The sequence below is a fragment of the Spiroplasma endosymbiont of Halictus nicosiae genome (assembly GCF_978018445.1).
The window spans coordinates 1,863,589-1,882,110 of sequence record NZ_OZ389573.1 but is presented as its reverse complement, the minus strand read 5'-3'; the positions used below and the strand labels follow the sequence as shown (position 1 = coordinate 1,882,110).

The 18,522-nt window shown below is 22.8% G+C and carries 35 protein-coding genes; 15 read left to right on the top strand and 20 right to left on the bottom strand.

Going from position 1 to position 18,522, the window contains the following annotated elements:
* Positions 1-168: 168 nt before the first annotated feature.
* From ACZ91P_RS12830 to ACZ91P_RS12800, 7 genes are read left to right on the top strand one after another with little or no spacing between them, the layout of a single operon-like run.
* The gene (locus ACZ91P_RS12830) at positions 169-342 is read left to right on the top strand and encodes a hypothetical protein (RefSeq protein WP_465156723.1); all 174 of its coding nucleotides are present in this window, start codon (positions 169-171) and stop codon (positions 340-342) included.
* Position 343: 1 nt separating this feature from the next.
* Positions 344-481, top strand: coding sequence for a hypothetical protein (locus tag ACZ91P_RS12825; RefSeq protein ID WP_465156721.1), 138 nt, complete (start codon positions 344-346; stop codon positions 479-481).
* Positions 482-483: 2 nt separating this feature from the next.
* Positions 484-900 (top strand): single-stranded DNA-binding protein, encoded by a 417-nt coding sequence (locus ACZ91P_RS12820; protein ID WP_465156719.1) that lies wholly within the window; start codon positions 484-486, stop codon positions 898-900.
* Positions 891-1,544 carry a hypothetical protein gene (locus tag ACZ91P_RS12815; protein WP_465156717.1) on the top strand — a complete coding sequence of 218 codons (654 nt, stop codon included), beginning with the start codon at positions 891-893 and terminating at the stop codon, positions 1,542-1,544. Before ACZ91P_RS12820 ends, ACZ91P_RS12815 begins: the two co-directional genes overlap by 10 nt.
* A complete protein-coding gene (locus ACZ91P_RS12810) occupies positions 1,528-2,190 on the top strand; it encodes an ERF family protein (RefSeq protein ID WP_465156715.1) in 663 nt (220 codons plus the stop codon). The genes ACZ91P_RS12815 and ACZ91P_RS12810 overlap by 17 nt, the downstream gene beginning before the upstream one ends.
* 4 nt (positions 2,191-2,194) lie before the next feature.
* Complete coding sequence (locus ACZ91P_RS12805) at positions 2,195-2,593, top strand: hypothetical protein (RefSeq protein WP_465156713.1); 399 nt, start codon at positions 2,195-2,197, stop codon at positions 2,591-2,593.
* A gap of 51 nt (positions 2,594-2,644) precedes the next feature.
* Positions 2,645-2,821, top strand: coding sequence for a hypothetical protein (locus tag ACZ91P_RS12800; RefSeq protein ID WP_465156711.1), 177 nt, complete (start codon positions 2,645-2,647; stop codon positions 2,819-2,821).
* A 25-nt stretch (positions 2,822-2,846) separates the two neighbouring features.
* On the opposite strand, the gene ACZ91P_RS12795 is transcribed toward ACZ91P_RS12800, so the two are convergent.
* From ACZ91P_RS12795 to ACZ91P_RS12755, 9 genes are all read right to left on the bottom strand, one after another.
* Positions 2,847-2,981: a hypothetical protein gene (locus ACZ91P_RS12795; protein ID WP_465156709.1), complete on the bottom strand. Its 135-nt coding sequence runs from the start codon at positions 2,979-2,981 to the stop codon at positions 2,847-2,849.
* 28 nt (positions 2,982-3,009) lie between these two features.
* Positions 3,010-3,132 carry a hypothetical protein gene (locus ACZ91P_RS12790; protein ID WP_465156707.1) on the bottom strand — a complete coding sequence of 41 codons (123 nt, stop codon included), beginning with the start codon at positions 3,130-3,132 and terminating at the stop codon, positions 3,010-3,012.
* A 134-nt stretch (positions 3,133-3,266) separates the two neighbouring features.
* On the bottom strand, positions 3,267-3,575 hold the full coding sequence (locus ACZ91P_RS12785; RefSeq protein WP_465156705.1) for a hypothetical protein: 309 nt from the start codon (positions 3,573-3,575) through the stop codon (positions 3,267-3,269).
* A 460-nt stretch (positions 3,576-4,035) separates the two neighbouring features.
* Entirely contained in the window at positions 4,036-4,158 is a 123-nt protein-coding gene (locus tag ACZ91P_RS12780; protein WP_465156703.1) for a hypothetical protein, read from the bottom strand.
* Between the two features lie 63 nt (positions 4,159-4,221).
* Positions 4,222-5,421, bottom strand: coding sequence for a hypothetical protein (locus tag ACZ91P_RS12775; RefSeq protein WP_465156701.1), 1,200 nt, complete (start codon positions 5,419-5,421; stop codon positions 4,222-4,224).
* Between the two features lie 385 nt (positions 5,422-5,806).
* A complete protein-coding gene (locus tag ACZ91P_RS12770; protein WP_465156699.1) occupies positions 5,807-6,349 on the bottom strand; it encodes a hypothetical protein in 543 nt (180 codons plus the stop codon).
* Positions 6,350-6,355: 6 nt separating this feature from the next.
* A complete protein-coding gene (locus ACZ91P_RS12765) occupies positions 6,356-7,249 on the bottom strand; it encodes a hypothetical protein (protein ID WP_465156697.1) in 894 nt (297 codons plus the stop codon).
* A 51-nt stretch (positions 7,250-7,300) separates the two neighbouring features.
* Complete coding sequence (locus ACZ91P_RS12760) at positions 7,301-7,456, bottom strand: hypothetical protein (RefSeq protein ID WP_465156695.1); 156 nt, start codon at positions 7,454-7,456, stop codon at positions 7,301-7,303.
* A 17-nt stretch (positions 7,457-7,473) separates the two neighbouring features.
* The gene (locus tag ACZ91P_RS12755) at positions 7,474-7,830 is read right to left on the bottom strand and encodes a hypothetical protein (protein WP_465156693.1); all 357 of its coding nucleotides are present in this window, start codon (positions 7,828-7,830) and stop codon (positions 7,474-7,476) included.
* Between the two features lie 566 nt (positions 7,831-8,396).
* Here ACZ91P_RS12755 and ACZ91P_RS12750 point away from each other — a divergent pair.
* From ACZ91P_RS12750 to ACZ91P_RS12735, 4 genes are all read left to right on the top strand, one after another.
* Complete coding sequence (locus ACZ91P_RS12750) at positions 8,397-8,729, top strand: hypothetical protein (protein WP_465156691.1); 333 nt, start codon at positions 8,397-8,399, stop codon at positions 8,727-8,729.
* A gap of 68 nt (positions 8,730-8,797) precedes the next feature.
* Positions 8,798-8,977, top strand: coding sequence for a hypothetical protein (locus ACZ91P_RS12745; RefSeq protein ID WP_465156689.1), 180 nt, complete (start codon positions 8,798-8,800; stop codon positions 8,975-8,977).
* Between the two features lie 82 nt (positions 8,978-9,059).
* Positions 9,060-9,302 (top strand): hypothetical protein, encoded by a 243-nt coding sequence (locus tag ACZ91P_RS12740; RefSeq protein ID WP_465156687.1) that lies wholly within the window; start codon positions 9,060-9,062, stop codon positions 9,300-9,302.
* 12 nt (positions 9,303-9,314) lie between these two features.
* The gene (locus ACZ91P_RS12735; RefSeq protein WP_465156685.1) at positions 9,315-9,806 is read left to right on the top strand and encodes a lipoprotein; all 492 of its coding nucleotides are present in this window, start codon (positions 9,315-9,317) and stop codon (positions 9,804-9,806) included.
* Between the two features lie 29 nt (positions 9,807-9,835).
* Here ACZ91P_RS12735 and ACZ91P_RS12730 read toward each other — a convergent pair whose 3' ends face one another.
* The 10 genes from ACZ91P_RS12730 to ACZ91P_RS12685 form a co-directional block, all read right to left on the bottom strand.
* On the bottom strand, positions 9,836-10,780 hold the full coding sequence (locus ACZ91P_RS12730) for a hypothetical protein (protein ID WP_465156683.1): 945 nt from the start codon (positions 10,778-10,780) through the stop codon (positions 9,836-9,838).
* Positions 10,752-11,168, bottom strand: a complete 417-nt coding sequence (locus tag ACZ91P_RS12725; protein WP_465156681.1) for a hypothetical protein — start codon at positions 11,166-11,168, stop codon at positions 10,752-10,754. Before ACZ91P_RS12725 ends, ACZ91P_RS12730 begins: the two co-directional genes overlap by 29 nt.
* Positions 11,123-11,485, bottom strand: coding sequence for a hypothetical protein (locus ACZ91P_RS12720; RefSeq protein WP_465156679.1), 363 nt, complete (start codon positions 11,483-11,485; stop codon positions 11,123-11,125). Before ACZ91P_RS12720 ends, ACZ91P_RS12725 begins: the two co-directional genes overlap by 46 nt.
* Before the next feature lie 12 nt (positions 11,486-11,497).
* Complete coding sequence (locus ACZ91P_RS12715) at positions 11,498-12,043, bottom strand: hypothetical protein (protein ID WP_465156677.1); 546 nt, start codon at positions 12,041-12,043, stop codon at positions 11,498-11,500.
* A 333-nt stretch (positions 12,044-12,376) separates the two neighbouring features.
* On the bottom strand, positions 12,377-13,003 hold the full coding sequence (locus ACZ91P_RS12710; RefSeq protein WP_465156675.1) for a hypothetical protein: 627 nt from the start codon (positions 13,001-13,003) through the stop codon (positions 12,377-12,379).
* A 3-nt stretch (positions 13,004-13,006) separates the two neighbouring features.
* On the bottom strand, positions 13,007-13,345 hold the full coding sequence (locus ACZ91P_RS12705) for a hypothetical protein (RefSeq protein ID WP_465156673.1): 339 nt from the start codon (positions 13,343-13,345) through the stop codon (positions 13,007-13,009).
* A 232-nt stretch (positions 13,346-13,577) separates the two neighbouring features.
* Positions 13,578-14,285 carry a hypothetical protein gene (locus ACZ91P_RS12700; RefSeq protein ID WP_465156671.1) on the bottom strand — a complete coding sequence of 236 codons (708 nt, stop codon included), beginning with the start codon at positions 14,283-14,285 and terminating at the stop codon, positions 13,578-13,580.
* Positions 14,286-14,308: 23 nt separating this feature from the next.
* Positions 14,309-14,551: a hypothetical protein gene (locus ACZ91P_RS12695; RefSeq protein WP_465156669.1), complete on the bottom strand. Its 243-nt coding sequence runs from the start codon at positions 14,549-14,551 to the stop codon at positions 14,309-14,311.
* On the bottom strand, positions 14,524-14,652 hold the full coding sequence (locus ACZ91P_RS12690) for a hypothetical protein (RefSeq protein ID WP_465156667.1): 129 nt from the start codon (positions 14,650-14,652) through the stop codon (positions 14,524-14,526). Before ACZ91P_RS12690 ends, ACZ91P_RS12695 begins: the two co-directional genes overlap by 28 nt.
* A gap of 33 nt (positions 14,653-14,685) precedes the next feature.
* Positions 14,686-14,976: a hypothetical protein gene (locus ACZ91P_RS12685; RefSeq protein WP_465156665.1), complete on the bottom strand. Its 291-nt coding sequence runs from the start codon at positions 14,974-14,976 to the stop codon at positions 14,686-14,688.
* A gap of 82 nt (positions 14,977-15,058) precedes the next feature.
* Between ACZ91P_RS12685 and ACZ91P_RS12680 the strand changes: the two genes are divergently transcribed.
* The 3 genes from ACZ91P_RS12680 to ACZ91P_RS12670 all read left to right on the top strand — a co-directional run bounded on the left by ACZ91P_RS12680 (position 15,059) and on the right by ACZ91P_RS12670 (position 16,752).
* Entirely contained in the window at positions 15,059-15,547 is a 489-nt protein-coding gene (locus ACZ91P_RS12680; RefSeq protein WP_465159001.1) for a UPF0236 family transposase-like protein, read from the top strand.
* Positions 15,548-15,735: 188 nt separating this feature from the next.
* A complete protein-coding gene (locus ACZ91P_RS12675) occupies positions 15,736-16,314 on the top strand; it encodes a UPF0236 family transposase-like protein (RefSeq protein ID WP_465156663.1) in 579 nt (192 codons plus the stop codon).
* A gap of 96 nt (positions 16,315-16,410) precedes the next feature.
* On the top strand, positions 16,411-16,752 hold the full coding sequence (locus tag ACZ91P_RS12670) for a phosphoheptose isomerase family protein (protein ID WP_465156661.1): 342 nt from the start codon (positions 16,411-16,413) through the stop codon (positions 16,750-16,752).
* A 529-nt stretch (positions 16,753-17,281) separates the two neighbouring features.
* Here the strand turns inward: ACZ91P_RS12670 and ACZ91P_RS12665 are convergent.
* Positions 17,282-17,695, bottom strand: coding sequence for an SIS domain-containing protein (locus ACZ91P_RS12665; RefSeq protein ID WP_465156659.1), 414 nt, complete (start codon positions 17,693-17,695; stop codon positions 17,282-17,284).
* Between the two features lie 333 nt (positions 17,696-18,028).
* On the opposite strand from ACZ91P_RS12665, the gene ACZ91P_RS12660 reads away from it, so the two are divergent.
* On the top strand, positions 18,029-18,475 hold the full coding sequence (locus ACZ91P_RS12660; RefSeq protein ID WP_465156656.1) for a PTS sugar transporter subunit IIA: 447 nt from the start codon (positions 18,029-18,031) through the stop codon (positions 18,473-18,475).
* The last annotated feature ends 47 nt before the right edge of the window (positions 18,476-18,522 follow it).

Below are 18,522 nucleotides of genomic sequence, written 5' to 3'. Positions count from 1 at the left end.
ATAAAACTTGTATTAAAAAAAGATATTGAGGTTATTGTTTTCATAAAGAATGCAATCAAGAAAATAAATTAAGTGAATTAATGCTTAAAAGTTATTCAGTATCATTTGAAGATATTACAGATGAACATTGAGCATTAAATACTAAAAAGAATTAGGAGGAATTAAATTATGAATAAAAGATACTTATTGGTAATGAAAAGTAAATATAGTGATTTTAAAACGAGCTGTTTTTATACATTAGAAGAATCAAAAACTACTGCTAATGTTGAAAATAAACAAGAATGATTAACAACTATTATTGATTTAGAAAATGAAAATATTAAATGACAAGGATGTGAATAATATGTGAAAAGATGAAAATGGCAAAGTTTATACCGAAGAAGATTTATTTAATGAAGCATTAGAAGAATGTTATTCAGAAGAAAGTGCTTATGAATATATTAATACTTTAATTGAAGAAAAGAATTTGGAGGAAATTTAATAATGAATAAATTTATTGGAATTGGTATAACAAGAAAAGATATTGAAATTAAGAAAACAAGTAATGGAAAAGAATATATTATTTTTAATTTAGTAATTACTCGCCCATATTCAAAACAAAAAGAAACTGATTTTATTCCTTGTCAAGTTTGAAATAAACAAGCAATTACTTTACAAAAATATTGTCAAAAAGGTAGTCAAATAGCAATTACTGGTGTTTTACAATCTTTTAAAAATAAAGATAATAAAACTGAATGAATAGTTCAAGTATCTAATTATGAATTTTTACATACAAATAATGATTTAAAAAAATCTGATAAACCACAAGAAAAAATAGAATTTAATTCATCTGAGACAAAAGAATTATTTAATAATGATAATCAAAATATTGGTAATGATGAAACAATTTTATGAGATTAGATTTAAAACCTTTATATATTTTTAATGATGAATTACATAAGTATAGTATTTTAATACCTAGTGTAAGTAAAATTGTTAATATTTTAGTGTCAAAAGATTTTTCACAAATTGATGAGAATATTTTAAAATTAGCACAAAATCGTGGAATATGTTTACATAATATGATTGATGTTTGAATAAAAAATAATTTTGATTATGAATTAATTGAATTTATTGATTGTGAAATAAAATCACATCGTGAATTATTTAAAAATTTTACAAAACTATATCAAGAAACTTTTAAAGATATTAAATTTAAATATTATGAAACTGAAAAAACACTTTATAGTCCTTTAATGTGCGGGACAACTGATTTTATTGGAATAACAACTGATAATGAATATATAATATGTGATTGAAAAATTACTAGTTCTAATAAGAAAACAGATATTGAACGCTATATTAGGCAATTAAAACTTTATTATTTATTAGAAAAAGACTTTTGTATAGATAATAAAAAAATATTAATGATAATTATAAATCCAAAATTAAAAATAGTAATTAAAGAAAAAGTTGATATTACTAAACAAAATTTAGAACAAATTAAAGAAGCAATTTTAATATGACAAGAAAGAGAGGAATGAGAAAATGCCAGAAGAAACTAAAAAAACATTAATAGCAAGTATTGGTGAAATACAACACGATTTATCATTATATTTAGAAAAAAACCAAACAATGCAAATGAATGGTAGAACAATTTATAACTATTTTGGTAAAGCACAAGTATTAGAATTAGTTAAAAAAGAATTTAAAAAGCATCATATTACATATATTTGGAGTTATGTGAAAGATACTTTAAAAGTAATTAATGATATACCATATTTTGAAATGGAATTAACTTTATGTAAAGAAACAGAAGAAATTAAAACTTATTGACCTTTTACAGGGAAAAATACTGACCCCGCTAAAAGTATTGGGTCAGCATTAACTTATGGAGTTAAATATGTTTTAAGCAAACTATTAGGTTTACCAACCGAAGAATTAGACCCCAATAATAGTGAAGTAAGTAAAATTAATTTTAAACAAGAAAAAGAACAAACAGAAATTATTAACAATTCAAATCTAAATTGAATGAGTGAACAGCATTTCAATAATATTAAAAATTTTATTACAAATACAAAAATAGAACAAGATATTATTTCAAAAGGTAAAAATTGATTAAAAGAAGAATTAAATGTTGAAAATTATCACCAGTTCTGATTAGAAAACAAAGCGAATATTTTTATTATCAATTTAAAGAAAGATTTTTAAGATAATGATAAAAATAGGTATTGACCTATCAGGAACTGGTACTACGGGTATTATTGTTTACGAAGATAATAAATTAATTGAAAAACAAGAATTTACAAATAAAGATTGAATTTATCAATCTAATTTTATTTTATGTATATTAAATGAAAATGAAATTATTAATATTGAAGATTGTTTATATAGAAATGCTAATGGTTCAAAAGACCGTGATGATTTATTAAAAATAATTGGAGTAATTAAATATGATACACACGAATTAAATAATGTTAATTGAATATCACCCCGTTATACTAAATCAGTGGTTAAAAATATGGAAAATTTAAGTAAGCATAATGATGGTTGTATTCAAGAATTTAGTAAAGATGAAAATTTAACTTATAAATATGGTAAAGGTTGATTTTAAAATAATGAAAAAATAAGTAATCATTTACGCGATGCAATAAGGGTTAATATTATGAAACATTCATTTAATCAAAAAACAGGAAAATATTATTCTAAATTAATTCGTAATGTTAATATTTACTTAAATGAAAATGAAGAAAAAGTTTGAAATAAATTTAATGACTTTACTTATTCACAACGAATTGAACATCTTATTAATTTTTATATAAAACACAAAAAAGAAAAATAAAAAATAACCAATTAAGGTTATTTTTTTAAATACTATTTGTTAGTTGTTTAATAGCATCTTTTTGTTCTTGTTTTTTGTTGTTTACTTTAACTTGTTTTTTAACATTTTTAATTTGACCTGTTTTAAGTGCTAATTCTGTTGCATAATCAGATCCTCGCAAATGTTTTTATGGGCAATAACAGCAGTTCTTAATTCTCTAATTTCTGCTTTATATTTTTTAATTTTTTAGCAGATAAGCCTAGAATACCAAGACTACCCATTCCACCTGCATTTGCTAACACAAGTAAAGCAATCATTAATGTTTCATTCATTTTATTTAATTCCTTTCTTATCCTTACTCAAACAGTGGCCATCTATCCTTTCAGAACAAAATAATTTATAAATTAAACTATATAACCACCCAAAAATATCAACCGCCCCTATATATAGTCTATTTTAATAAAATTTAATTATTATTGTTTATATTTAATTCTTGTTTATTTTCTTCTTGTTTTTGTTTTTTAATATTTTCATTTTGTATATTTTTTAATTTTTCTTTTGTTATACCATCTAAATTATTTCATTGTTTTGCTATTCGTGGTTGAACGACACGCGGATTAATACGGCAGTTCAAACAATGTCGTAAATGGTCTTTTTTTCATTTTGATTTATTAATTCAAATGATAATTAAAGAAATTATTAAAGTAATTAAAGGTAATATTATAAATATTAATCCCATTTTAGATATTTTTAATCTTGGTATATCAATTTTCATGTCTACTTTGGGTTTACTACTAGCAACAAATATACCTTGAATTCCGTGTGTAAATAAAGGTGTTAGTAAAATAGCAATTCCATTACCTCAATATTGACCATAATTATATTAATTAATATTATTTTTTATTGCATTAATCATTCCATATTCTAATCAACAATTTAATACTAAAAATATTAATGTATAAAAACTAACTATTCAACTACGAATTTTATATTTTCTTTCTCATTCTCTAATATCTTTATGAGTTCAATTATAAGTCGGAATAGGGTCTTTTTTAAATCAATTTCAAGGTAAGGCACCCTTTAATCAAGTTGTTTTATCTTGTTTTATAAATATTTACCTCATTTAATTTTTTATTCATTTTTATTTAATTCTAATCATTTTTTATTAAATAATTATTTAATATCATTTCTATTATTTGAAATAATTCTTCATATTGGATGTTTTTCAATTAAATTTAATTCATTAATAGTTGTTGCATTATTTTTTTTCTTATCACTATATCATAAGAATCCGATGTTTCTTTTGGTAAATCAATATCCATATCACGATTATAAATAGAATGTGATTCATCTGACATTAATTCGCTATTATTTATTAATTTTCTTTTAATTGTTAAATCTTTAATAACAATATTATTTGTTTAATTTTTAATTGATCCATCTTGCTTAATTGTTATGCTTTCATAAGAATTAGCTGCTAAAAATGAAAAAATTGATTTTTGTGATATTGTTTCAAAATAATGTGTTACAAATTTATTAGCAGATGAATAGTCTGTTATTGAAATTGATATTTTATAGTAATATTTTGTTAAATCATAATCTGGAATTTTAAATGTTAATTTTTCGTTTGCTTTTGGATAATTAATTAATTCTCAATCATTGCCACTACTAATAGATATATCACCACTACCTAATAATGAATTACCATTAATAGTTTTAATATTTGTTCCACTTATTAATTTATCTTGTTTATTTCCTAAAAAATTATCAACTGCATTTTTATTATAATAATTACTTTTTAAATCTTGTGATGTTTTTACAATATATTTACCATCAACTTTTTCAATATAATCTTTATTTAAATCACTATCTTTAATAACATCTGATGGAATTTCACCACTTTGTTTTGCTTTTCAAACATTATTTTCATAATAAATAGTGTCATTATCAAACGGAACAGTAATTTTAATATATTCGTTATAATCAATTTTAGAAAAATCATTAACAGTTGGATAAAAAATATTTATTGAATTATCTGTTTGTAATCGTTCTTTTAATCAAAATAATAATGTTGGATAAAAAGTTTTTTTACTAATATGCTTATATTCTTCTCATGGATGAGAATAATTATCTAAACTATAATTATAAGGTCTAGATACTGTTTTACTAGATATAATATCAATAATTTCACCTGCTAATTTTAAAGCATTTTTAACATCACGAGTAATATTTTCATTTGCCTCAGGGTCATTAGTTTGTGAATATGCAACTCCACCTTGTGAAAATGATGCACTACCAGTTAAATCATTTACTCCTTTTGGTAAATATCAATTAATAACTGCTAATAAACAAGCAGATTGAATATAACTTAATCATTTATCATATTCAATTAAACCAGTATTATCTTTTTTTACTCATGGAAATAAATCTTTTTTATTAATTTTATCGGAAATTGTCCCACCTCATAATCTATCCATTCATAAACTAGTTTTTAAAATAGCATTATAAATTAAATTATCATTATAAGCAGATTGTTTTCTATCATTAATAGGTTGTCAAAGTTTACTTTCTTTAACATCTTCAACTGTTATAAATAACAAATTACTTAAATTATTTTCCATATAAAACACCTCTTAATTGATTACGATATTTATTTTTTAAATTACTTGACTTATAACTATTAATTCTTGTTCTTCTTTTCTTAATTGTTTTAATAGTTTGATTAGTTTTCTAAAACATATTTTTAACTGGTGTTTTATATAAATTCTTAATATTTTTAACATCACTTCGACGTTCACGATACCATTTTTTATTATTAATTTCACCAGCAAAATTAAAATTAAAATGTCCAATCTTTAAATTATTAATAAAGTTTTTAATTTGTTGTAATTTTTGAACTGTTGGTAATGTTAATTTAGTAGTTCCTTTTGGGTATTTTTCTTTTAATGCTTGCGGTAATCGTTTTTTAATATAATTTCTTAAATGACTAGGTAATCATTTTCTTAATTAATAACGCCAAAATAAAGTTCCTGCATTAGATACAGCATTACTTAATAATTTTCAAATTTCAACTGGAACACTAGGATAAACATATGGACCATAAAATTTCGGATGTTTTGCTGTTTTTGTATATATTAAAATAGTTAAATTACCTGTTAAAGTTAACTTATTTATAATATTAAATATACCACTATCAAGTCAACTACTATTTAAAGGTTGTCAATTAGTATTTAAATAATTTTCATTTTTAAATTGTTCTCTATTTTTAATATTATTATCTTTTTCTAATTGACTTAATATTTGTTGTATTTCTTTTTTATGACCTTTTTTAATTAAATCTAAATAAGTAAATAGATTTAATCACTGATAAATATCTTCAACTTTATTTGTAATTTTATTATATTTATCACTAATATAATTAATTGGCTTTAATATTTTATTTTTAACTTGATTAACTCTATTAATTAAATTTACAAATTTACTTATTAAAGGTTTATTTTCTAAATTAGATACTAATAAAGTTAAAACGCGTAATATTAGTAAATTCATTTTATATTAACCTTGATTATTTGGTTTTGATTCTGGTTTTGATTCTGAAATTAGATAATCAACTGGAACTCTAAAAGTTTTATTTAGATTACTTTTAGCGGCAGTAATTTCATCTTGGCTTGGTTGTTTTTCCAAAATAATTTTACATGTTTTTGGATATAAAATTGTTGGTGTTGCATATTGTACTTTACCAATTCATTTAGGGTTAGCAGTATTATTATCTAAAACTTGTTGAATAGTATCCATATTAATTGGATATGCTCATACTTGTTTATTAATAATTAAACCATTTACATTGGTAAAATTATAACCTTTATCTCAGTTAACTTGTCCTTTTGTATATGTTTTTTCTAAATGAAAGCTTTTTGATACTGGAATACTCATTGCTGTATTTTCATATAATTCACCATTAACCATCGATTTTAATTGTGCTTGTGAACCAATTACTTTTAAATAGGCAGGTGTTAATCCTAAATATGCTCTTCGTCCTAAAACCATAAACATTTTATCGGTTGGCAAACCAAAATATAAATTACTAATTTGATTTGTTAATTCAATCAAAGTTTCATTTAATGTAAAGAATGCTTTATTTGCATCATCAGCATTTTCAGCTGTATAACTACGAAATGGAATTACTTCATATTGACCATCTGCTAAACAATAATCATAAATAGCCTGAATTAATTCACATTCTAAATTAACAAATTTATTCTGTACAACACTAGAAATAGCATCAGCAATAACACCATTTTTAATATTTTGTTCTATTAATGCTAAATCAAAAGCTTCATTCATTAATTTTAAATTAAATCTTTTATCAATAGGTACTGGAATTCTTGTTAATCTCATTGTTTGAGTTGTCCCACCATTTGGCAATGAATAATCATCTTGTCATACCACACGATGAGTTAAATTATATAATGCTTGACAAGCATTAGGTAATCAAGCAACTTATTCTGCTGTTGCTGTTGCATATTGCATAATACTTGCATATTCATTATAAAAAGGTCCACGCAATAAAGCATTAACCATATCAACATAAGCCTTTTTACCTGTTGTATTACCTTCTAATGTAAAAGGTACTTGTGGCAAATTAATTGTTGCCATAATATTTCACTCCCTTATTATCTAAGGTTTTTAAGTGTATAATCAGTTAATTTTTTAATTTCATCAGGAGTATATGCTCCTTTTTCTTTAATAATTTCAATTTCATCATTCTTATTTTCAGTTGATTTTTCAATCATATCTTTAATAAAATTAGTTGGTGAAACTGATGATTGTTCTTCAACAAACAAATCAGGTTTTAATTCTTTTAAAGTTTGCATTTTTTCAATTAAAGAACTACCATTAACTTTTTCTAAATTAGTTTTAATATCTTCAATTTTAGTAAATGGAACATCTTTAAATGCTTTTAATTCATCTAATTCATTAGATAATTTAATAAAGTCTTCTTTTGTTATAACATCTTCGCGTTTTTGCACACTTTCTCTAATTTGCTTTGCTTCATTATTAAACTGATTTAAGATATTTTCTGCAATCTCTTCACTTAAGCCTTGTTCTATTAATTGTTCTTTTGTAAGTGCCTTTTTATAAACCTCTCTTTTTTTATTCTTGTCCGATTAACAAGTCAGCATAAACTCTTTTTTACGGAAAAAAGATTAAACCTATGCTTTTAATTATATACCAATAGTTCACAATTACAATATATTTTGTATACAAATACTAAACAAATAATATAAAAGTATTATAATGAAATTGAAATAATTATTTATTAGTATATAACATAAGGCAAGAATAATGTAGAATCATTTTATTTTTTATTTAACTAAAATAATAATATCATACTATTTTACCAATACAATACTTTAATACAAAAAAAAAAAAAATAAACTTAATATATTTTATTGCTAATTTAGCCCTTAAAACGCGTAATAAGGGTTATTTAACAAGATAAATTTATTAAAATAAGCGCTAATTTTGCTTGTATATATAATACTGGTAAATATTGATAAAAGGTTTCAAGATAAAGAAAAGGAGAAAAACAAGTATGAAAAAATTACTTAGTTTATTAAGTGTATTAACAATTAGTGGAACTGCTGTACCAACAACAATTGCCGCTAGTCCTTATCAAAAAGAAGAAACTAAATTAGAAAATAATGAAATTAGTTATTTACAAACAAATAATTTAAAAAATTTAAATAGAGTTAAAAGACAAGAAATAACATATTCAATATTAGAAGATGTGTTAATTGATTTAAGAAAAACTAGCATGAAAAAACCAATGCAATTTCAAATAACTGATTCATGGTGTGTTATGGCAATTTTAAAAAATATATTTGATAATAATATTCTTAATAATAAAGATCTTAAAGAAACGTAACAAGAAGAAATTGCAAGTTTTTTTCAAAAAATGAAAATTATGGTATTTCATTATCAAATGTAATTAAAATGTTAAAAATAAACCCGATAATTGAGAAAAGTTTGGGATTTAATTTAAATAAAATTGATTTAAAACAATTATTTTGAAATAGATTAAATGATATAGAAAAAAGAATGTGGATAAGACATTTAATATGGGAATCTCTTTCTAAACAAACTCCTGTTATATTTGGTGGTTTATTTGATTAAGAATATGATGAAGAAAAAGCATATAATGGCAACCCTCATGCTGCATTAATTGTTGGAATCAAACCAAATAAAGAAAATATACTTGAAGATACTTAATTATGTTAAAGATCCATGAAGAGACAGTGAAACTAAATTTATTATAGATCAAACTACAGAAATTTCAATGAGAGGGGAACAAATTTTTAATATTTTATTTAATCAAATAGAAAACGGTAGCGTATTAATACATGAAGATGTTTTTCAATTATTTTGTGAAAAAGCTATTAGTATTTTTTCATCAATTTGAGAAAAGGCAGAACCAGAATTAATAGCAGCTATAGTATAGTGGAATTAAAATATGAAAAAATTATTAAGTATCATTAGTACAATATCATTAGTAGCAACAAGTACCACAAGTTTAGTTGCTTGTAATACACAACAAGAATATACACCCGAAGAATTAGCAAAAGAAAAAGAAAAGAGTAAAATAACTACAAAAGATGGTATTTTAGAATGAATAGTGCCCAAAGAAAAACCATTTAAAGAAATTGGCAATAATAAATATTATTTTATTATATGAAAAGGCCTAAAATTAGATAAATGAACATTAAAAAAATATAAAGATGTTGGTTTAGACAGAACCAATAGTTTAATAGATAAATCATATAGTAATGCAGAATTATACAGAGTAAGTAATGATTTACATACAATTGCAAATAAAGAATATAGTAGTTGAAATAAAGACGATGGAACTTACTTAAAATCAATCTATCGTTGAAATGATGAAGAACAAAAATTACCCGACTTAATAATTGATAATGATGGTAATGCAAAAGTTAACGGAGAATAGAAAAAGAGATTTTATATCTCTTTTTATTTTTATCTTGGTTTAATTGTAATTTTAACTGGACTATCGCCTTTATTTCTAATTCCCAAAACATTTGGATTAGAAACATCTATTGTTATATCTTTATTATTACCCCAATAATCTCAATGGGTTTTTGAAGTACCTGCTAATTTGGCAAGTATGGTTTTTGATATTCTAATTTTTAATTTTAAATCATTAGTATAATATGCTTGTAGTTTTGTTTTTTTAATTTCATCTTTATCAGTATTAGATAATTTTGTTATTTGAAGTAAAAAATTAAAGAATATATTTTCTCCCAAAGGCTTGTTTGTTGAATATATATTTTGATAATTTTCACTTGGTAAACCATTAGTATATGCAATAGGTTCAAATGTTTGAATTTCATTAGTTATATTTTTTGTATATAAAGTTCTTATATTATCAAAATTAACTTTATCAGTTTGTGAACGACCACTTTCTTGTAAAGTTATATTGGATAATGACCCCAAATCATCACTACAAATACCTATACCACCTAAAATATTAATATTTCTATCAGGAATAAAATTTTCTATATTAGGTGGTCCACATTCTACTTGTAAATTATTAAGATTACTTATTTCAATAGTTTTATAAGCATCTTGAAATTTACTAATACTTTGAATTCTTGGGTCAATTTCTTTTAAATCAATTTCAATTTCATAATAAGCATTCTTAAATTCATCAGAAAATAAATTATTAAATGAATCTTGTTTACATTGTGCAGGTGCAATAATTTTAGTTTTTAATGATAGTACTACATCGGAAGGCATAACATCTTTGGTATAAGGTTTATAGTTATATGGAACTGGTGGAAGAACATATTGTGGGTAATTAAATGTTGGTATTTCATAATCATGTGGTAATAAGAAACTAGTTTTATAATTCGTTGTCATATCTTGTAAATAATTATTTAATACGCTTTTTTGTTTTACCACGAAAACTTCATACTGATAATTTTAAATAATCTTCTTCATTGTTAGTATATGGGTTATCAGCATAAAATATAATTTCAAAATTACCTTTATATAATGCTTGTATTGAAAACATATCAATAATATAACTACAATTTGTCCCATCAGGTGTTTGTAATAATTCGCAATCATTATCTTTTTCACTATCACTAACTGGTGTTTGAGCATCTACTGATCTTACTAATTCATTAATTAAATATATGCGATTAGTTTTAGGGTTTAATTGTTTTAAATTGTAAGTTAAATAAGTTATTCGTTCTGTTGGTTTACCATCTTTTTCAAAAACATTGCCTTGTATTTTATCAGTTAATAAAGTAGTAAAACTAAAACTAGTCGCATTAGCACCAATCATAGCACCAATTTTATCATATTTGCTTGTTCTCTAAATATTTCAAATGGTAAATAACCTTTAACAGCAGCCTTATCACCTCAAAAGGCATCATTATAAAAACTATAAACATTAGAACTCATAAAACCATTAAGTCACGGGAAATTAGGTCATTTATCATCTTGTGTAATTGTTAAATTACCAATTCAGTCCCAAGGAATACCAAACGAAACAAAGTTTAAAAACTTTTCAATAGAAGGTATCGTAAAAGGATTAAATACTAATTTTTGCGTATAGTTTAAAGGTAATACTGTAATTTGACGATTAATAAAATTATTCATATTTAAGATATCTTAAACATTACATGCACCCATTTTATTATATTCAATTTGAACTTGACCAACAGTATTACCAAATTCATCTTTTCTTCTAAAATATGATGATGCTTGGGTACTAATAATGTTATTAATAGTTCCACTATTTACTTTTACTTTATCTGGTGCAGTAATCATTCAATTTTTAGACCAATAAGGCTTAGAATTTGAATTTTCTTCCTTAATAGTTGTTCCAACAGTTGGATTAGTTGCTGTTGAACTTGCTTTATCTGTTATTATCATACCCTCATTATTTTTTTCAATTCAAAAATCAGACATTGATTGAATATGTTCTTTTCAATCTTTATATCCAGTAATAATAGTTGGTTGTATTCCTTGAATGTTATATCAACTTACTTCGGGTGAAGCATAAGTATTTATTTTATCAGGTGGTGCAGGAAACATGTTATACATTAATAAATCTCTTGAATTCATTACTTTTTTATTAAATTCACCTTTAATAATTGGTCTTACTATAACTGGCATATCAAAAAAGATTGGATTACCATAAAATTTAACTGCCACTGCTCTAACCCCTGGGTCTTTTAATAAAATCTCATCTAATTCAACAATACCTTTATTTAATTTTTCATCATAAGTTATTTTTGGAAAACAATAACCTTCACCTGGGGCACTTGTTTGAATAAATTGTCTTACTGATAAACCACTATTACTAATTTTGTCATTAATACTTGAAAAGGTAATTTCTTGTCATAAGAAATCACCATCTTCTACGGAATAATAATTAATAACATTTGATGGATATAATTATTGTCTATCTTGGGGTGCAGAATTAATATCACTACCACCAATAATATTTAATTTAGTAATATCTTCATCTAAAATTAATAAAGTATATTATCGTTCTGTTGATTGTTGAGTAAATACTTGTTCAAATTTAGCATCACCAAATTTAATAGAACTTACATCATCAACCATATAAGCATCTCAATATTTACCAACTTTTACCTCTTTTGTATAAAAGTTATCGGCTTTATTATCATTATTCATAAAATAACTTAATTTATATTGATTTAAGTATTCTAACATTCTATTAATATCATAAATACTTTCACCATCAATTAATTTTCAATAAATATTATTATTTTCATCTTTTAATTTTATAGTAAAAGGTGTTTCATTATTGGCTCATATAGTTGAGTTAATTGATTTATTTTTAAAATCATCAATCGTTAAAATATTAATTTCTTCACCTTTATATTTTTGGACTATTTTTAAACTGCCTTGTCATTGTGCAATCGTACTTTCCATATTATCAAATATTCGTGAATAACTACCATAATCACTTGGTTTAGCATTATTAGGTTTTCAACCTGTTTCAGTTTCAGGAATATATGAACTATAAACATTAAAAGGAAATACCATTCAATGTCTATGTTCTTTTATACTTTCTCTTATATCTATTGTAGTAGCACCTGCTCCTGTTCTTAATCATTGCATAGCTGCCGGACTAATTTTTTGCATTTGTTAATTCTCCTTTATTTCTGTTCTACCTTGTACGGCATTTTGATTATTACCAGTTTCATTATATTCCATTAATTTATTATTATGTTTTATCTCTTGGGCATGCCTTTTATCTCAGTATTTTTCAATTTTTTCATAATATTTGATTGCTTCTAATTCATCAACATTATCATATTCAGTTACCGCTCTTATTGGCTCCATTGTTCAATTATCTAATCTAGTAGTAATTAATTCATTTTGTCGCATTTGTTCTACTAAACTAGCACTAACAAAATCAAAACCATAAGGGCGTTTACCTTTTCCATCTCATAAACCATAATATTTTAAGACAGTATCAAACATTTTAGTATAATATTATTTACGATATGCTTGTAAATATGCTTGTTTTTCTAAGTCTTTTGTTTTTTTATTAATGATTGGGTTTTATTTTCTTCAGTATCTGAGGCATCACCAAAAGGACTAGAAAAATTACATGCTATATATACTTGTTCAATAATTGCTTTTTGGTCTTGTGTATATGTTTCTAAGGTTGGTGCCCCTTGTACTACTTGTAAAGATTGAGATAATTGACCATCTACGGCTGATTGACCTGATTGAATAAAAATATCATCAAAAGCATCTTGTAATACTTTTTATTGCCTTTGTTATAAGCAGTCATTAAATCATCATCTAATATCCCATATCAATACGTACGATTTGCTCATCTTTCTTTTGATTTAATATTAAAACTATCTTCTAAATCAAATTGTAATTTATAACAATTTACCATTGTAGGTCATGGATTTAAAGTGGTTGATGTTGATAAAAATAAAGGATTAGGTTCATTTATCATTTCTCAAAAGGGGACTATACCTAATTTATTTTTAAATTCTTGAACTAAAACAGGTCTAACATCATCTTTAATTTGTGTTTTACTTTGACCAAGAACTACTTCATTATTTTTAGGTCAACCTTTAATAACTATTTTATCTTTGGTACAAATTAAATTTAAAATAAAACCACTATCTGATTGATGATAATTTAATCAAATATCAGCACCTTGTTCAATTTCGTTTATTTTACTTACGCTTGATGTAAAGTTAAAAGGGTTAATTCATAAATCAATATTTCCATCACTAGTTTCTAATAAACCAAAAATAGTTTTACCCATTAAACTTGCTGTTAATTCATTTTTATCTAATTTTTCTTTTATTTTATAAGTTTCATATCATCAATTTAATTTTTCTAAAATATCTTTACGATGCGACTTAAATAAAATATCTTTACCATTTATTAATCGCATTTGATGACGAGCGATAATATTTGCTAAATTATTGGTTCATTTGATAAAACTTGTACACATACTTTAACTTTTTGATATTTCTTAATATATTCGTTATATAAATTTAAATTACATATTGCGATATTATCTTTTTTTAATTCTTGATAAAGTCTTTTTTTAACTTGTCCACAAACAGACATATAAGGTCTTTTTGCATTTATTACAGGCTCATCATGTATTACATAAATATCTTTTTTCATTAAGTTAATCACTCCCTTTGTTGTCATAATTTATAATCTGCTGAACTATTATGTTCAACCATTGGTACTAATTCAAAGTGTAAAGCATAAAAATCACTATCAAATGTATCATCGTATAAGTCCAACATTCGTTCTTCTCTGGCATCTGGTTTATCTTCTCATTAAATTAATTCATATTGAGTTTTACTTACAGGACATTTTTCTCATAATCATTTTAATTGATTAGTATTTATTAATATTGTGAATGCTTCAATACGATGCTTTATTTTAAATTTCTGCTTTTGTGCTGGTTTAAAATGCATATATTGACCAAAAGAATAATTATATTTTTCTCGGTTTAAACTTTCTAATGTTGCATAAGCACTATCATCAACATTGATTGATATACCTTGCTGTATTAAATTAAAATATTGAAGAAAAGAGGGTATAAAAATGATAAATGTTGATAACAATTTTTAAAAGAATTTTATTAATTTATTAAATATACAAAGTATTGAAATTATTCAACAAAGTTTATAAGATTGTGATGAATGAATTTTTAAAAATTATAAAATTGATGAAACTTTAAAAGAATTTAAAAATTATAAAGTAAAAGAAATAAAACCAAGAAAATTAACTATTTTAAATGGGAAAATAACTTTTAAAAGAAGAAAATATTATAAAATTAATCAAGAAACAGGTAAAGAAGAATATATTTTTCCTTTGAATAAACTTTTAGGAATTAAAAAATGACAAAGAATAGATAATTCTGTTAAAGAAAAAATATTATCATTTATTGACAATAAAAAAACATATCAAGATATTTTAGATACTATGGAACATGTAAAAATTTGTATAAAAACAATTTCAAATATTATGAAAAATGCAAAAATTGATAAAGAATATTATATTAATAAAACTGATAAAAAAATAAAGGTACCTCATACTTTATATATTCAAATTGATGGAACTTATTTAAAAATGTCAAATGAAAATAAAAAGGGGAAAGAAAAAAAAAAAAAAAAAAACATAGTATATTTTTAACTGTTCATATTGGTTTTGATAAAACAAAATCAACTAAAAAAAGACCTGTAATTGCAAATAAATTAGGAGTTATAGAACTAGATAATATTCCAGAATATATTAAAAAAAATAGTAAATTAATTAATTTTGTTAGTAAATTACTTACATTAATTACAAGTTATTATGATATTAATGACAATATTGAATTTATGGTATTAGGAGATGGTGCACCTTGAATTAAAAATATCACAAAATTTATTCAAGAATATTTTCCTAAAAATAAAGTACATTACACGATAGATAAATTTCACCTTACAAGTAGATTTAAAAAATTATATCCATATCAAAGTAAAAACAAAGAAAACAGAGAAACATACCATAAAGCAGTCGATTATTTTTTTAATGGTAAATATGAAGAATTATTAGAACGCTTAGAAAACAGTGCTTCTTTTATAAAAGAAGCAAAAATGAAATTCTTAAAAGAGACAATTAAATTAATTAAAAATAATGAAGAAGGTGTCAGAAATCAAACATTATGAAATAATATTGGTTTTCATATTGAGGGTGATATATCACATTACTGTAAAGGTGTTTTGGTTAAAAAAGTAACTTATCATGAAAAAACTCTTAAAAATAAATTAAATACTAGTATGATAAATTTTAAAAATAAAATTAATTTATTTAATACTAATGAACCATTAGAAGAAAATAGAATTAATTATTCAGTTAATAATTTAGAAAAATATGTGGCAATTGAAATCAAAAAAACCGGAATATTTTTTAAATAATTCAATCACAATTATTAGTAAAAAACTAGGAATAGCAACATCAACAATATCAAGATTATCGAAAAAATAGGATATAAAAATTTTAAAGAACTTAAAATGTTTATTTATGAAAAAATTAAACAAATTAAAAGTAGTTTTAATTTTCAATATAATGATAATTTACCTAATTTAATTCAAAAAATTAAAAATATTAATTTATATTCTATTTTTGAAACAATTAATAACTTAAATTTATTAGAACTAGAAAATATTATTAACTGTATTTTTACTTCTAAACGTATTTTTGTTTTTGGTGTTGGTTCATCTTCTGTTATTTGTTCTGAATTAAATGATAGTTTAATTAAATTAGGATTTAATTCTTATACATCACAAGATTTTCATGGTCAGTTATTGTTTTTAAATTCATTTAATGATAATGATTTATTGATTCTTTTTTAAAAATATGGTCGTACGCGTGAAATTATTGAATTACTTAAATTAAGTAGAAAAAACAATATAAAAACGGTTTTAGTTACAACTAAGCATAATAATAGTGATTTGATTCAACCAGATTATAGAATTTTATATCATTCTTATTTAGATTCAACTTATTTTTCAATTATTTCTAGCAATATTTCGCAACTAATTATAACTAATATTTTAATAACAATGTTAATAGATAAAAAACCATCAATATATGAAGAAATTCAAAAAGGTGTTATTTTAATTAATAATTGAAATAAAAAAGGAACTATAGTATAAAATTAAGAATTAATTTTGTTTCAATTTTTAATTATGTTAGTTCCATGTAAAATTAATTTTTTAAATTGTTTTTTTCTTTCCATAATTTGGTTAAAAATAATATCCACAAATAGCAATTGTGTAATTTTAGAAGATACAGCTGAATAGCGGAAAAGTTGCTCTAATGTTCGAAAAATAATTTTATTATATAAATATTTTTCATAGCCACAATTTAAATTTGAAATTACTAAAGTAATTGGAATTTTATATTTAATTCCATTTTTAATATTTCAAGAATTTCACGCGTACGACCAGATTTTGAAAAAAGAATCAATAAATCATTATCATTAAATGAATTTAAAAACAATAACTGACCATGAAAATCTTGCGATGTATAAGAATTAAATCCTAATTTAATTAAACTATCATTTAATTCAGAACAAATAACAGAAGATGAACCAACTCCAAAAACAAAAATACGTTTAGAAGTAAAAATACAGTTAATAATATTTTCTAGTTCTAATAAATTTAAGTTATTAATTGTTTCAAAAATAGAATATAAATTAATATTTTTAATTTTTTGAATTAAATTAGGTAAATTATCATTATATTGAAAATTAAAACTACTTTTAATTTGTTTAATTTTTTCATAAATAAACATTTTAAGTTCTTTAAAATTTTTATATCCTATTTTTTCGATAATCTTGATATTGTTGATGTTGCTATTCCTAGTTTTTTACTAATAATTGTGATTGAATTATTTAAAAAATATTCCGGTTTTTTTGATTTCAATTGCCACATATTTTTCTAAGGATGTTAAATTATATAAATCCAAAGCAATTATTGGAATCATTTATACCCTCCTTCACTAAAAATTATAATGTATTAAATTTTCAAAAAATTTGCATTTGAATAAAAAAATACAAAAACAAGTAATTTTCTTGTACTTTACTATCTTCTTTCTATAATAAAAAAATAGAAAGGTTTATAGAAAATGAAAATATTTAATGAAAAATTATTTCAATATATTGAAAAACCAATTAATAAATGAGAGCAAGCAATTGAATTAGCATCTGAATTATTAATTACAAATAATTATGTTAAAACTGATTTTCCCACTAAAATTATTGAAATAACAAATGATTTAGGTCCTTATTATGTTGTGGCACCAAAATTAGCATTATTGCATATTATGCCTGACTCAACAATTTTAAAAACTGGAATAAGTTTTACATATTTTAAAATTCCAGTTAAATTTCAAAAAGAAGACAAATACCATATTAAATATTGCTTAGCTCTTGCTGCAGAAAATAATTTTTCACATATAGAATTACTTCAATCGATTGCTAAACTATTTGCAAAAAAAGAATTTTTAACTAGTATAAAAAACTGCTCATCATCAATAGAATTAATTGAAATTATCAAACAGCATGATAATTAAAAAATATTAAATTTACTTTCTTTCATTAGTTTTATGATTTAAACTTG